Source organism: Pseudomonas baetica (assembly GCF_051216495.1).
GTDB classification, from domain to species: domain Bacteria; phylum Pseudomonadota; class Gammaproteobacteria; order Pseudomonadales; family Pseudomonadaceae; genus Aquipseudomonas; species Aquipseudomonas baetica_B.
In genome coordinates this window covers 1-14,537 of sequence record NZ_JBPKAM010000131.1, presented here as the reverse complement: position 1 = coordinate 14,537, position 14,537 = coordinate 1, and the positions used below count along the sequence as shown (strand labels likewise).

At 60.0% G+C, this 14,537-nt stretch carries 13 protein-coding genes; 11 read left to right on the top strand and 2 right to left on the bottom strand.

Annotated features, from left to right (window positions below; genetic code table 11):
* Nucleotides 1–341 precede the first annotated feature (341 nt).
* The 4 genes from purE to ACSFE6_RS28195 all read left to right on the top strand — a co-directional run bounded on the left by purE (nucleotide 342) and on the right by ACSFE6_RS28195 (nucleotide 2,908).
* Nucleotides 342–833 (top strand): 5-(carboxyamino)imidazole ribonucleotide mutase, encoded by a 492-nt coding sequence (purE, locus tag ACSFE6_RS28210; RefSeq protein ID WP_435430672.1) that lies wholly within the window; start codon nucleotides 342–344, stop codon nucleotides 831–833.
* Between the two features lie 11 nt (nucleotides 834–844).
* Complete coding sequence (locus ACSFE6_RS28205) at nucleotides 845–1,927, top strand: 5-(carboxyamino)imidazole ribonucleotide synthase (RefSeq protein WP_435430671.1); 1,083 nt, start codon at nucleotides 845–847, stop codon at nucleotides 1,925–1,927.
* Nucleotides 1,928–2,038: 111 nt separating this feature from the next.
* Nucleotides 2,039–2,284: a GlsB/YeaQ/YmgE family stress response membrane protein gene (locus ACSFE6_RS28200; RefSeq protein ID WP_008030708.1), complete on the top strand. Its 246-nt coding sequence runs from the start codon at nucleotides 2,039–2,041 to the stop codon at nucleotides 2,282–2,284.
* An 87-nt stretch (nucleotides 2,285–2,371) separates the two neighbouring features.
* Nucleotides 2,372–2,908, top strand: coding sequence for a DUF3299 domain-containing protein (locus tag ACSFE6_RS28195; protein WP_435430670.1), 537 nt, complete (start codon nucleotides 2,372–2,374; stop codon nucleotides 2,906–2,908).
* A 118-nt stretch (nucleotides 2,909–3,026) separates the two neighbouring features.
* Here ACSFE6_RS28195 and ACSFE6_RS28190 read toward each other — a convergent pair whose 3' ends face one another.
* On the bottom strand, nucleotides 3,027–3,926 hold the full coding sequence (locus ACSFE6_RS28190) for a D-hexose-6-phosphate mutarotase (RefSeq protein ID WP_435430669.1): 900 nt from the start codon (nucleotides 3,924–3,926) through the stop codon (nucleotides 3,027–3,029).
* 74 nt (nucleotides 3,927–4,000) lie between these two features.
* Complete coding sequence (locus ACSFE6_RS28185) at nucleotides 4,001–4,405, bottom strand: acyl-CoA thioesterase (RefSeq protein WP_435430668.1); 405 nt, start codon at nucleotides 4,403–4,405, stop codon at nucleotides 4,001–4,003.
* Between the two features lie 363 nt (nucleotides 4,406–4,768).
* Between ACSFE6_RS28185 and ACSFE6_RS28180 the strand changes: the two genes are divergently transcribed.
* From ACSFE6_RS28180 to ACSFE6_RS28150, 7 genes are all read left to right on the top strand, one after another.
* Nucleotides 4,769–6,067 carry an MFS transporter gene (locus ACSFE6_RS28180; protein WP_435430667.1) on the top strand — a complete coding sequence of 433 codons (1,299 nt, stop codon included), beginning with the start codon at nucleotides 4,769–4,771 and terminating at the stop codon, nucleotides 6,065–6,067.
* A 230-nt stretch (nucleotides 6,068–6,297) separates the two neighbouring features.
* Nucleotides 6,298–7,299, top strand: coding sequence for a phosphate ABC transporter substrate-binding protein PstS (locus tag ACSFE6_RS28175; protein ID WP_007971739.1), 1,002 nt, complete (start codon nucleotides 6,298–6,300; stop codon nucleotides 7,297–7,299).
* A gap of 500 nt (nucleotides 7,300–7,799) precedes the next feature.
* Complete coding sequence (locus ACSFE6_RS28170; RefSeq protein WP_435430673.1) at nucleotides 7,800–9,833, top strand: ABC transporter permease subunit; 2,034 nt, start codon at nucleotides 7,800–7,802, stop codon at nucleotides 9,831–9,833.
* A 15-nt stretch (nucleotides 9,834–9,848) separates the two neighbouring features.
* Nucleotides 9,849–11,519 carry a phosphate ABC transporter permease PstA gene (gene pstA, locus ACSFE6_RS28165; protein ID WP_435430666.1) on the top strand — a complete coding sequence of 557 codons (1,671 nt, stop codon included), beginning with the start codon at nucleotides 9,849–9,851 and terminating at the stop codon, nucleotides 11,517–11,519.
* 132 nt (nucleotides 11,520–11,651) lie between these two features.
* Nucleotides 11,652–12,485 (top strand): phosphate ABC transporter ATP-binding protein PstB, encoded by an 834-nt coding sequence (gene pstB, locus ACSFE6_RS28160; RefSeq protein ID WP_175387254.1) that lies wholly within the window; start codon nucleotides 11,652–11,654, stop codon nucleotides 12,483–12,485.
* 120 nt (nucleotides 12,486–12,605) lie between these two features.
* Nucleotides 12,606–13,367, top strand: coding sequence for a phosphate signaling complex protein PhoU (gene phoU, locus ACSFE6_RS28155; protein WP_095194608.1), 762 nt, complete (start codon nucleotides 12,606–12,608; stop codon nucleotides 13,365–13,367).
* Between the two features lie 168 nt (nucleotides 13,368–13,535).
* Nucleotides 13,536–14,459 carry a response regulator gene (locus ACSFE6_RS28150; protein ID WP_435430665.1) on the top strand — a complete coding sequence of 308 codons (924 nt, stop codon included), beginning with the start codon at nucleotides 13,536–13,538 and terminating at the stop codon, nucleotides 14,457–14,459.
* Nucleotides 14,460–14,537: the final 78 nt, after the last annotated feature.

Here is a 14,537-nt window from a genome sequence, read left to right as displayed (position 1 = left end):
CACCCCCCCACCCCCCCCCCCCCCCCCCCCCCCCCCCCCCCCCCCCCCACCTCCCCCCCCCCCCCCCCCCCCCCCCCCCCCCCCCCCCCCCCCCCCCCCCCCCCCCCCCCCCCCACAAGGGATTTGCATTGGCCGTTCGCTGACCTTCGAGTCAATAAAACCGGGGCTTTGCGCGGTATGACAGATGGTCGCAACGGGGGCTGTTTATCTGTCGTATTGCGGTATACTGCGCGGCCTTCGGTCGGTTCGTCCGGCCATCATTTCTACATTCAAGCCACGCCTATGCGTGGCTTGTTGTTTTTTGACGCGCCCGCGGGCGCCCAGAGAGAAGAGGCACGACGATGAGTGCACTGGTTGGCGTGATCATGGGCTCCAAGTCCGATTGGTCCACCCTTAGCCACACCGCCGATATGCTGGAAAAGCTCGGCATCCCTTACGAGGTGAAAGTGGTCTCTGCCCACCGCACCCCGGACCTGCTGTTCCAGTACGCTGAAGAGGCTGAATCGCGTGGCATCGAGGTAATCATCGCCGGTGCCGGTGGCGCGGCCCACTTGCCAGGCATGTGTGCGGCCAAGACCCACCTGCCAGTGCTGGGCGTGCCGGTGCAGTCGGCGATGCTCTCGGGCGTCGATTCCCTGCTGTCCATCGTGCAGATGCCGGCCGGCATTCCGGTCGCCACCCTGGCCATCGGTAAGGCTGGCGCGATCAACGCAGCGTTGCTGTCGGCGAGTATCCTGGGCGCCAAGCACCCGCAGTTCCACAAGGTGTTGAAAACCTTCCGTGCTGAGCAGACAGACAGCGTCCTGGAAAATCCAGACCCACGCATCGCCTGAGGTTGTTGACGATGAAGATCGGTGTAATCGGTGGCGGCCAGTTGGGCCGCATGTTGGCGCTGGCGGGCACTCCGCTGGGCATGAACTTCGCTTTCCTGGACCCGGCGCCGGACGCTTGCGCCGCTGCATTAGGCGAGCACCTGCGTGCCGATTACGGCGATCAGGATCACCTGCGTCAGCTGGCCGATGAAGTCGATCTGGTGACCTTCGAGTTCGAAAGCGTTCCGGCGGAAACCGTGGCGTTCCTCTCGCAATTCGTGCCGGTCTATCCGAGCGCCGAAGCGCTGCGTATCGCCCGCGACCGCTGGTTCGAAAAGAGCATGTTCAAGGACCTGGGGATTCCGACCCCAGCGTTCGCCGACATTCAGTCCCAGGCTGACCTGGACGCTGCCGTAGCGACCATCGGTCTGCCGGCCGTGCTCAAGACCCGTACCCTGGGTTATGACGGCAAGGGCCAGAAAGTGCTGCGCACCCCTGAAGACGTGGTCGGCACCTTCGCCGAGCTGGGCAGCGTGGCCTGCCTGCTGGAAGGTTTCGTGCCGTTTACCGGTGAAGTTTCGTTGATCGCCGTGCGCGCTCGCGATGGTGAAACGAAGTTCTACCCACTGGTGCACAACACCCACGACAGCGGCATCCTAAAGTTGTCCGTGGCCAGCACCGATCATCCGCTGCAAGCTCTGGCAGAAGACTACTCCAGCCGAGTGCTCAAGCAACTGGACTATGTCGGCGTCATGGCATTCGAGTTCTTCGAAGTCGACGGCGGCTTGAAAGCCAACGAAATCGCCCCGCGTGTGCACAACTCCGGGCACTGGACCACCGAAGGCGCCGAGTGCAGCCAGTTCGAGAACCACCTGCGGGCGGTGGCCGGTCTGCCGTTGGGCTCGACCGCCAAGGTCGGCGAGAGCGCGATGCTCAACTTCATCGGTAAAGTGCCTGAGACCGAGAAGGTCCTGGCCATCGCCGATTGCCATCTGCATCACTACGGCAAGGCGTTCAAGGTCGGCCGCAAGGTCGGTCACGCCAACCTGCGTTGTGCAGACCGCGAAACACTGGCCGCGCAGATCCTCAAGGTCGAAGCGCTCATCGCCGAGTAAATAGTTTCACGTGGCAGCGGCGGAACCATTCAGGAACCGCCGTTCTCTCATGGCAGGATGCCAAAGTCTGTCTAGGCTTTGTCATAACCTATCTATTCAGAGGGAAATGCCATGGGAATCATCGGAACCATCTTTATCGGCTTGATCGTCGGCCTGCTGGCACGGTTCCTGAAACCGGGCGATGACAGCATGGGCTGGATCATGACCATCCTGCTCGGTATCGGCGGTTCGTTGGCGGCCACTTACGGCGGTCAGGCCCTGGGCATTTACCAGGCCGGTCAAGGCGCCGGATTCATCGGTGCGCTGGTCGGTGCCGTGGTATTGCTGGTGATCTACGGCCTGATCAAAAAGAACTGATCCAGGCGACAAAGTCCTCTCGGCTGCGCAGGCCGGGAGGGCTAGAATGCTCGGCGACTTATTGTCCTCCCTTTACCGAGCACCTCCATGCGCCGTCTTCTTTTATCGCTTCTTTTCCTGGGGGCAGGCTTTGCCCACGCCGGCGAATTGCCGGAAACCGACTGGCTCGAGCTGATGCCCAAGTCGGACCAGAAAGCCCTCGAGGCCATGCCCGAGATCGACCATAACTCCCCCGAAGCCAATGGCACCTTCACCGAAAAAGGTGGCATGAAGCAGAGCAAAGGCTTGCCGGCGGTGATGTATTCGACCAAAACCGTGCCGTCGATGAACGACAAGAACATCCGGTTGGGTGGTTATCCGGTGCCGCTGGAAACCGACGCCAAGGGCCACAGCACTCTGTTCTTCCTGGTGCCGTATCCGGGTGCCTGCATCCACGTGCCACCGCCGCCGCCCAATCAGCTGGTGCTGGTGCGTTACCCCAAGGGTTTGAAGCTCAATGATATCTACACGCCGCTGTGGGTTACCGGCACGCTGAAGATCGAGAAGGTCAGCAATGACCTGGCAGACGCGGCGTATGCGCTGGATGCGGCGAAAGTCAGGGTCGTTAAAGAGTCGGATCTGTAGAAAGTCAAAACTGTGGGAGCGAACCTGCTCGCGAAGAGGCCATAACATCCAACATCAATGTTGACTGTTACACCGCCTTCGCGAGCAGGCTCGCTCCCACAATGTTTTGCAGTGTTGCTTAAAGCGGTTTGCTGACGATGCTCACGCCCAAGGTATGACTGGCACCCGGCGCCAGCACCACTACATCGTCCATCACATTCGCCGTCTCGATGCACAGCATGCGCTGCCAGCCATCGTCGGCCATGTCGCTGAACGCAGCGGCGCGGTCGATCCACGGGTTCCAGATCACTGCCGAGCGCGAGCGGGTACTGGTCAGCTCGATGCGACGCTCCCAAGTCGGGTCAACGATGCTCAGTTTTGCCGGTGGATTGAGGTAGATGCGGTCGGTTTCGCCGGTGAAATGCAGGTCGCCGGTTTGCGATTTGGTTTTCCAGTCTTCCAGCGTTTCGATGTAGCTCAGGCCATTCACGCCTTCGACCTGCACATTGCGTACATCACTGACGGCGAAATAGCTGTGCAGTGCCTGGCTGATGGTGACTGTCTCAGCACTCTGGTTGTGGCTGGTCAGGTTGATGTGCAGTTGTTCATCCAGACGAATGCTCAACGTCAAGTCCACCTGGTGCGGCCAGCCCGGCAGGCCACCTTCGGGGTAGGGCAGGAGGAAGTCGATCTTCAGGCTTTCGCCCTCGGCTTCGATGCCGCCCAGTTCCCAGTCCATCGCCCGTACCAGCCCATGGGCACTTGGCGGCTCGTTGCTGACGCGCATGGCCTGCACGCTCTGCGGGTTGCGCGAGAAGTTGCCAAACCACGGCCAGCACACGGGTACACCGGCACGAATGCTTTTGCCGGTCTTGAACACCGCCTCGTCATTGAGCCAGATCACTGGCGGCTCGCCGGCCAATTGATAACTGAGGATGTGTGCGCCTTGCTGCGCCACCAGCAATTCGGCCTGACCGTGGCGAATGCGCCAGCAGTTCAGTTCATCCAGTTTCACGGCTTCAACGTTGGGCGTGTTCATGGGACAGCTCTCGATCAGTAACAGGACTGCAATGGACCCTAAAACGGTCGCCGGGTTTAACGAGGCTCTTTATCTTATCGGGCTCGTGGTGGAAGCGAGCGGGTACGGCCGCTACCGTCGATGGCGACGAACACGAATACCGCTTCGGTCACCTTGCGCCATTCGCTGGACAATGGGTCGTCGCTCCAGACCTCGACCATCATCTTGATCGAGCTGCGACCGATTTCCAGGGCCTGGGTATAAAAGGACAATTGCGCACCAACGGCCACGGGCACCAGAAACGCCATGCGATCGATTGCAACGGTGGCGACGCGGCCACCTGCCACGCGGCTGGCCATCGCGGTGCCCGCCAAATCCATCTGCGCCACCAGCCAGCCGCCGAAAATATCGCCAAAGCCGTTGGTTTCACGGGGAAGCGCGGTGATTTGCAGGGCCAGGTCGCCTTGCGGGATCGGATCTTCTTGTTCGAGCTCTATCATGCCGGGGGTGCCTCTGACCCGTGACTCTTCGTTGGTCTTTCAGTGAATAGCCGTCTTCGGAAAAACGATTCAGCACCGAACATACTACGTTCGTCACGTTTTCCATAAAGGCGCCTAAAGGGAAACTCTGCGAAATCGCCTATGAACCTGACAGGCGTTTTCGCACAGCAACCCTTTCAAGTTGTTGCACAGTAGCGAGTATATCGGTCGGTAGACTCCGATACGACCGTCCGGTTCTCATTTTGACTGTCAAATACGCGCCTCTATGTGCTTTTTCGAACAATTTGCTATCGTGCCGGTCCTGCCCGAGCCCTTGCCAGCGATGTTGGGGCGGCAGACCTGACTATAAGAGAAGCCCTTGCCATGACCACAGCGCCCTCGAGTATCGCGCAGCCTTCCCAACCCGCACGTCCGCTGACCCGCAGTGACTACAAGACGCTTTCGCTATCGGCCTTGGGCGGGGCGCTGGAGTTTTACGACTTCATCATCTTCGTGTTCTTCGCCACGGTGGTGGGCAAGCTGTTCTTCCCGGCGGACATGCCCGAGTGGCTGCGCCTGATGCAGACCTTCGGCATCTTCGCTGCCGGTTACCTCGCGCGGCCGCTGGGCGGCGTCGTGATGGCGCACTTCGGCGACCTGCTGGGTCGCAAGAAAATGTTCACCCTGAGTATTTTCATGATGGCGGTGCCGACCCTGATCATGGGCCTGCTGCCGACCTATGCGCAGATTGGCATGTGGGCACCGATCCTGTTGCTGCTGATGCGGGTTATCCAAGGCGCAGCGATTGGCGGTGAAGTACCGGGCGCGTGGGTCTTCGTTTCCGAACACGTACCGCAACGGCATATCGGCTACGCCTGCGGCACCCTGACCAGCGGTCTGACGGCGGGCATCCTGCTGGGTTCTCTGGTCGCCACGGCGATCAACAGCATCTATACCCCGGTGGAAGTCTCGGATTATGCCTGGCGGATCCCGTTCCTGCTGGGTGGTGTGTTCGGCCTGTTCTCGGTGTACCTGCGCCGCTGGTTGCACGAAACCCCGGTGTTTGCCGAGCTGCAACAGCGCAAGGCCCTGGCCGAAGAGGTGCCGCTGCGTGCGGTGCTGCGTGACCATCGTGGGGCAATTGCCATTTCGATGCTGCTGACCTGGCTGCTGTCCGCTGCCATTGTCGTCCTGATCCTGATGACCCCGACCGTGTTGCAGACGGTCTATCACTTTTCGCCGACTACCTCCCTGCAGTCCAATAGCGTGGCTATTGTGCTGTTGAGCATTGGTTGCGTGATTTCCGGTGCCCTGGCGGATCGCTTCGGTGCGGGGCGCGTCTTCGTCTTCGGCTGCGCCGCCTTGCTGGCCAGCTCCTGGACCTTCTACCACAGCCTGGCCGAACATCCCGACTGGCTGTTCCCGATGTACGCCCTGACCGGTCTGCTGGTCGGCACCATCGGCGCCGTGCCTTATGTGATGGTCAAGGCGTTCCCGCCGGTGGTGCGTTTCAGCGGCCTGTCGTTTTCCTACAACGTTGCCTACGCGATTTTCGGTGGCCTGACGCCGATGGTCGTTAGCTTGCTGCTCAAGGAAAGCACGATGGGGCCTGCTTACTATGTAGCAGTGCTGTGCGGGGTTGGAATTTTGGTGGGTTCGTATCTCTGGAAGAAGGGTCGTTAATTTCGAATTTCCTATCGTCTGTACCGCCCCATTCGCCAGCAGGCTGGCTCCCACATTGAAATGCATTCCAGTGTGGGAGCCAGCCTGCTGGCGATTGGGGCGCCATGAATCATCCAAAAAACTCGAATACTGGCCTTTCATCCAATTGTCATATTTCAGCCATAGAGTGTTCACACGGCCTGCTGATACTTGGCCCCGACTTAACACACCCTATCTGCTAGGAGTAAGGCATGAAACTGAAGCGTTTGATGGCGGCAATGACGTTTGTCGCTGCTGGCGTTGCGACCGCCAACGCGGTTGCCGCTGTTGACCCTGCTATCCCGAGCTACACCAAGACCACTGGTGTGTCGGGCAACCTGTCCAGCGTCGGCTCCGATACCCTTGCCAACCTCATGACCCTCTGGGCTGAGAACTACAAGAAAGAATACCCGAACGTAAACATCCAGATTCAGGCCGCTGGCTCCGCCACTGCGCCACCTGCGCTGACTGAAGGCACCTCCAACCTGGGCCCGATGAGCCGCAAGATGAAGGACACCGAACTGGCTGCCTTCGAACAGAAGTACGGCTACAAGCCAACCGCCATCCCGGTTGCCGTGGACGCCCTGGCTGTATTCGTGCACAAGGACAACCCGATCCAGCACCTGACCATGGAACAGGTCGATGCGATCTTCTCGTCCACTCGTCTGTGTGGCGCTAAAACCGACGTGAAAACCTGGGGTGACCTGGGTGTGACCGGCGACTTGGCCAACAAGCCGGTTCAACTGTTCGGTCGTAACTCGGTATCGGGCACCTACGGCTACTTCAAGGAAGAAGCCCTGTGCAAAGGCGACTACAAGCCAAACGTCAACGAACAACCAGGCTCGGCTTCGGTCGTGCAGTCGATCAGCTCTTCGCTGAACGGCATCGGTTACTCGGGTATCGGCTACAAAACCGCTAGCGTGAAGACTGTGGCCCTGGCCAAGAAAGGCAGCCAGGACTTCATCGAAGACACCGAAGAAAACGCCCTGAACGGCAAGTACCCGCTGTCCCGCTTCCTGTACGTTTACGTCAACAAAGCCCCGAACAAGCCTCTGGCTCCGCTGGAAGCCGAGTTCGTGAAACTGGTTCTGTCGAAACAGGGCCAGGAAGTGGTCGTGAAAGATGGCTACATCCCACTGCCAGCCAAGGTTGCTGCAAAAGCACTGGCTGACCTGGGTCTGCAAGAAGGCGGCGCTGAAGTCGCAAAAAAGTAAAACCCTGATCCGGGGCTAGCCCCGGATCTCTGTAGGAGCGAGCTTGCTCGCGATGGCGTCGACACATTCAGCAATGATGTGACAGGGAGACCGCAATCGCGAGCAAGCTCGCTTCTAAAAGGCTTAGGGTTGCCATTTTCCGCAGCCCGGCCCTCTCCAATTTTCTATCCACTGCTGGTCACGCCAGCGGGGGATTTGCTGCGTCACTGCACTGTCATCTTTCTGTCATACAGGATCGCTAGGGTGTGCGAATGAATGATCTGGCCAATTCCAACATGACTACTAATCCCCCCAAGCGAATTGATTTCAATACGCCTGAGCTGCAACGCAAGCGCCGCATTCGCGCGCTCAAGGATCGCCTGACCCGCTGGTACGTCCTCGTGGGCGGCCTCGCCGTTCTCGCGGCGATCACGCTGATTTTCTTCTTCCTTGCCTACGTCGTTGCCCCCCTGTTCCAGGGCGCGAGCCTGACCGCCAAGGACGCCATCACGCCTGCCTGGATGCAAGACGCCGGCAAGCCATTGATGATCTCCCTGGAAGAGCAGAACCAGGTGGCCATGCGGGTTTCCGACAAAGGCCAGGCGCTGTTCTTCGACATCGACAGTGGCGCTGAACTCAAGCGCGTCGATCTGCCGATTCCGGCAGGCACAACCGTTACCTCCATTGGTGAAGACCAGCCGGGTCACCCGTTGGTGGCGGTAGGTCTGTCCAACGGCCAGGCCCTGGTGTTCCGTCACACGTATAAAGTCAGCTATCCAGACGGCAAGAAGACCATCTCGCCAGCCATTGAATACCCTTATGGCGAGACCCCGATCGCGGTGAATGAGGCCGGCGGTGCGCTGGAGCACGTCAGCCTCAATGCCAGTGATTCGACCCTGATGCTGGTCGGCTCCACCGGTTCTCAACTCAATGTGCTTTCGCTGACCAGCGAAGAAAACATGATGACCGGCGAAATCACCAACGAGCAGAAGCGCATCGATCTGCCGCAAATGACCGAGCCGGTGAAGAACATCTTCGTCGACCCGCGCCAGCAGTGGCTGTACGTGGTCAACGGTCGTGCCCAGGCCGATGTGTTCAGCCTGCGCGACAAGAGCCTCAATGGTCGTTACAAGCTGCTGGAAGACGGTGAAGCCCAAGTCACCGCCAGTACCCAGCTCGTGGGTGGCATTTCGCTGATCGTCGGCGACTCCAAGGGTGGTCTGGCCCAGTGGTTCATGGCCCGCGATCATGATGGCGAACAGCGCCTGAAGCAGATCCGCACCTTCCAGATGGGCACCACACCAATTGTTGAAATCACCGCCGAAGAGCGCCGCAAGGGCTTCGTTGCCCTTGACGCATCCGGCAAGCTCGGCGTGTTCCACAGCACCGCGCACCGCACTTTGCTGGTGGATCAGGTCGTTGAGGGCGAAGGCCTGTTCGGCCTGTCGCCTCGTGCCAACCGCGTGATCGTGGAGCAGGGCGGCAAGCTGCAACCGTTGCTGCTGGACAACCCGCACCCGGAAGTGTCGTGGAGCGCGTTGTGGAGCAAAGTCTGGTACGAGAACTACGACGAGCCGAAATACGTCTGGCAATCGACTGCTGCCAACACCGACTTCGAACCGAAGCTGAGCCTGTCGCCACTGACCTTCGGTACCCTGAAGGCCGCGTTCTACGCCATGCTGCTGGCCGCGCCTCTGGCCGTTGCCGCTGCGATCTACACCGCGTACTTCATGGCCCCGGGCATGCGCCGCAAGGTCAAGCCAGTGATCGAGCTGATGGAAGCGATGCCGACGGTGATCCTCGGTTTCTTCGCCGGTCTATTCCTCGCGCCGTACGTGGAAGGGCATTTGCCGGGTATCTTCAGCCTGCTGATGTTGCTGCCGATTGGCATCCTGGTTGCCGGTTTCACCTTCAGCCGCCTGCCTGAGTCGATCCGCCTGAAAGTCCCGGATGGCTGGGAAAGTGCCTTGCTGATCCCGGTGATCCTGTTCGTTGGCTGGCTCTCGCTGTACATGAGCCCGTTCATGGAGAACTGGTTCTTCGGCGGCGATATGCGCATGTGGATCTCCCACGACCTGGGCATCACCTACGACCAGCGCAACGCACTGGTGGTCGGTCTGGCCATGGGCTTTGCAGTGATCCCGAACATCTACTCCATCGCCGAAGACGCTGTGTTCAGCGTGCCGCGCGGCCTGACCCTCGGCTCCCTGGCCCTCGGTGCCACGCCGTGGCAGACCATGACCCGCGTGGTGATCCTTACCGCCAGCCCGGGCATCTTCTCGGCGCTGATGATCGGCATGGGCCGTGCGGTGGGTGAAACCATGATCGTGCTGATGGCCACCGGCAACACCCCGGTCATGGAAATGAACCTGTTCGAAGGCCTGCGCACCCTGGCCGCCAACGTCGCGGTAGAAATGCCGGAGTCGGAAGTTGGCGGCAGCCACTACCGCGTGCTGTTCCTCTCGGCGCTGGTGCTGCTGTTGTTCACCTTCGTCATGAACACCCTCGCGGAACTGATTCGTCAGCGTCTGCGCAAGAAATACTCGTCGCTTTAAGAAAGGTAGAAGTCTGTGAAACAGAACTCCTTGAAAGGATGGTTCAAGAGCGGCGCCCCGGGCGTCTGGATCAGCGGTGGCGCGGTGTCCATCGCGGTCATCATGACCATTGGCCTGCTGGCGGTGATTGCCGTGCGCGGTCTGGGTCACTTCTGGCCGGCGGACCTGGTGCACGCCAGCTATGACGTGCCGGGCCAAGGCCAGCACCTGGTCGTTGGTGAAGTGGTACAGAAGGAAGAAGTACCGCGCGCGCGTCTGAAAAGTGCAGGCCTTCCGGTGCCGGACGAAGGTCCGGAGTTCATGACCCGCGAGCTGATCAAGGTCGGCAACCGTGACCTGAACGGCAACGACTTCACCTGGGTCGTCGGCGAGTGGCTAACTAACCAGACGACCCCGGTCGAACTGATGGCGCTGGAGCGTCGCGAATGGGGCAACTTCTACGGCTACCTGGTCAACGTCAAGCAAGACGGCAAGGTTATCGCCGAAGGTGAAGCTGCATGGCCGGAGCTGCAAGCGCGGATCAACCGCGTGAATCAGCTGGCCGCGCAACTCAAGACTCTGGAAAAAGTCGACATCGGCGCGATCAACGCCGGTCTCGAGCGCATTCGTCTGCACGGTCGCAAACTGGAACTGGAAGGCAAACTCGACCCGGCCGCACAGGCGGACATGGAATCCGAGCGCGCCGAGCTCAATGCCCGCTATCAGGACATCGAGGCGCGTCTGGGCGATCTGCACGCGCAGTTCAACCGCGACAGCCTGACCGCCCGTGATGCCAACGGCAAGGAAGTCGAAATCAGCCTCGGCAAAGTGGTTCACGCCTATCAGCCGAACGCCATGGGCACCTTCACCAAAGTCGGTTTCTATTTCAGCAAGGTCTGGGAATTCCTGAGCGACGACCCGCGTGAAGCGAACACCGAAGGCGGGATTTTCCCGGCGATCTTCGGCACCGTGATGATGACGTTGATCATGGCGATGATCGTGACCCCGTTCGGCGTGCTGGCAGCGGTCTACCTGCGTGAATACGCCAAGCAGAACACCCTGACCCGGGTGATCCGCATCGCAGTGAACAACCTGGCGGGTGTTCCAGCCATCGTGTACGGCGTGTTCGGCCTTGGCTTCTTCGTCTATGTGCTGGGCGGCTCGCTCGACCGTCTGTTCTTCCCTGAAGCCTTGCCGGCGCCGACTTTCGGTACGCCGGGTCTGCTGTGGGCTTCGTTGACCTTGGCGCTGCTGGCGGTGCCGGTGGTGATCGTGGCCACCGAAGAAGGCCTGGCGCGGATTCCTCGCACCGTGCGTGAAGGCTCGTTGGCCCTCGGCGCGACCAAGGCTGAAACCCTGTGGAAGATCGTATTGCCAATGGCCAGCCCGGCGATGATGACCGGCATGATCCTCGCGGTAGCCCGTGCTGCGGGTGAAGTGGCACCGCTGATGCTGGTAGGTGTGGTGAAACTGGCGCCGTCGCTGCCAGTGGACGGCAACTACCCGTATCTGCACCTGGACCAGAAGATCATGCACCTGGGCTTCCACATTTATGACGTCGGCTTCCAGAGCCCTAACGTTGAAGCTGCGCGACCGCTGGTATACGCCACGGCGCTGTTGCTGGTGCTGGTGATCGCCGTCCTCAACCTGTCGGCCGTTTATATCCGCAACCACCTGCGCGAGAAGTACAAGGCGCTGGATAGCTGATTTCTTAAGTGGGAGCCAGCCTGCTGGCGATGGCATCACCGCGGTTTTACAAATGCACCGCGTTGCCTGAATCGCCAGCAGGGCTGGCTCCCACAAAAATTGAACCGAATTTGTTAGCACAGGGAGCCTCCCATGCAGCACGAAGCACATACCCACGGCATCAACATGTCGGCCTTGGGTCGCGACAAACAGAGCCTGAGCCTCGAGCAGGAAACCGTGGCCATCGAAGTGCCGGGCCTGAGCCTGTTCTACGGCGAGAAACAAGCGCTGTACGACGTCAGCATGAACATTCCGAAGCAGCGCGTGACCGCCTTCATCGGCCCGTCCGGCTGCGGTAAATCGACCCTGCTGCGCACCTTCAACCGCATGAACGACCTGGTCGATGGCTGCCGTGTCGAAGGCGCGATCAACCTGTATGGCAACAACATTTACCGCAAGGGCGAAGACGTGGCCGAGCTGCGTCGTCGCGTCGGTATGGTGTTCCAGAAGCCAAACCCGTTCCCGAAAACCATCTACGAGAACGTGGTCTACGGCCTGCGCATCCAGGGCATCAACAAAAAGCGTGTGCTCGACGAAGCCGTTGAGTGGGCGTTGAAAGGCGCGGCGCTGTGGGATGAAGTCAAAGACCGTTTGCACGAGTCGGCACTGGGTCTGTCCGGTGGTCAGCAGCAGCGTCTGGTGATTGCCCGCACCATCGCCGTGGAGCCGGAAGTCTTGCTGCTCGACGAACCGTGCTCGGCACTCGACCCGATCTCCACGCTGAAAGTCGAAGAGCTGATCTACGAACTGAAATCCAAGTTCACCATTGTGATCGTGACCCACAACATGCAGCAGGCCGCGCGGGTTTCCGACTACACGGCGTTCATGTACATGGGCAAACTGGTGGAATTCGGCGACACCGACACACTGTTTACCAATCCGGCGAAGAAGCAGACCGAAGACTACATCACTGGACGGTACGGCTAGCCGCACAGCCGCAAGCGTCAAGCTGCAAGCGGCAAGAAAGAAGCGGTGCGATATCAGGACTTATACATAACTGCTTGAAGCTTGCAGCTTGAAGCTTGCAACTTTCGCGGAGCGAAACAGATGATTAGTAAAGAAGGCCTTACCCATCACATCTCCCAGCAGTTCAACGCTGAGCTTGAGGAAGTGCGCAGCCACCTCCTGGCCATGGGCGGGCTGGTCGAGAAGCAGGTCAACGACGCGGTGACCGCGCTGATCGAGGCCGATTCCGGCCTGGCCCAGCAGGTGCGCGAGATCGACGACCAGATCAACCAGATGGAACGCAACATCGACGAAGAATGCCTGCGCATCCTGGCCCGTCGTCAGCCGGCGGCATCCGACTTGCGCCTGATCATCAGCATTTCCAAATCGGTGATCGACCTGGAGCGCATCGGTGATGAAGCGACCAAGATCGCCCGTCGCGCCATCCAGTTGTGCGAAGAAGGCGAAGCGCCGCGCGGTTATGTCGAGGTTCGCCACATCGGCGACCAGGTGCGCAACATGGTCCGCGATGCCCTGGACGCTTTTGCCCGTTTCGACGCCGACCTGGCATTGTCCGTGGCGCAGTACGACAAGATCATCGACCGCGAATACAAGACCGCCCTGCGCGAGCTGGCGACCTACATGATGGAAGACCCACGCTCTATCTCGCGGGTCTTGAGCATTATCTGGGTGCTGCGTTCGCTGGAGCGCATCGGTGACCATGCGCGCAACATCTCGGAGCTGGTGATTTACCTGGTGCGCGGCACCGACGTACGCCACCTGGGTCTCAAACGCATGAAAGAAGAAGTTGAAGGAACAAGCGGTGAAACCGCTAATGTTCCGGGCAAAGCTGACGATAAGTAAGGTTGCCCCCAGGACGCGCCCGGCCCTTTGGCCGGGCGTTTTTGTTGGTGGCTTACGAATTCGAAAAGCAGCACCCGCGAACGAAAAGTCCCGGCGTGACTGAAGGTTTTTGGCAAAGTGCCATCAGTAAGGCGGTATGCTTGCCGGGATTTTTTAAAGGGGTGATGGATGAGTAAGGTCAGTGTGTTGGTCGTGGACGATGCCTCGTTCATTCGTGACCTGGTGAAAAAATGCCTGCGTAATTATTTCCCGGGTATGCGCATCGAAGACGCGGTCAACGGCAGAAAGGCGCAGGCCCTGCTGGCCCGGGAAGCGTTCGACTTGGTCCTGTGCGACTGGGAAATGCCGGAAATGTCCGGTCTGGAGCTGCTGACCTGGTGCCGCGAGCAAGACAGCCTCAAAGGCATGCCGTTCGTCATGGTGACTAGCCGTGGCGACAAGGAAAACGTTGTCCAGGCGATCCAGGCAGGCGTCTCCGGCTACGTCAGCAAGCCGTTCACCAACGAGCAACTGATCACCAAGGTCAAGCAGGCGCTGCACAAGGTCGGCAAGCTCGATCTTTTGATGAACACCACGAACACCAAGGCGAGCCCGGCATTCGCCAACGACTCCCTGAGTGCGTTGACCGGCGGAAAGCCTGCCGTGGCGGCACCCACTACGCCTGCACCCGCGCCTGCGGCAGCTGCCCCGGCCCGTGGTGGTTTGCTCAACAGCCCACCGGTCAAGGCACCGGTCGCCGCGACGGCAGCCGGGGGAGGGCGTGGCCAGGGCCAATTGCGCTTACCGAACGGCATCCAGCCATGCGTGATCAAGGCCCTGAGCCTCAAGGAAGCGCTGCTGGTGGTCAAACGTGCCGACACCCTGCCACAAGTGCTCGACAGCGCCGTGCTCGACCTGGAGCAGGGCGAAAGCGCTGAAACCGCCCGTCTGAACGGTTACCTGCACGCCATCGTCGCTCAAGAGCAAAAGCCCGACAGCGAATGGCTGCAACTGACGTTCCGCTTTGTCGATCAGGACGCGCAAAAACTGGATTACCTTTCGCGCTTGATTGCCCGGGGTACGGCGCAGAAGCACTTTATTCCAGGCGCGTAATCTTCATCGCCTATTTGTCCATCTTCGCGAGCAGGCTCGCTCCCACATTGGAATGCATTTCAAATGTGGGAGCGAGCC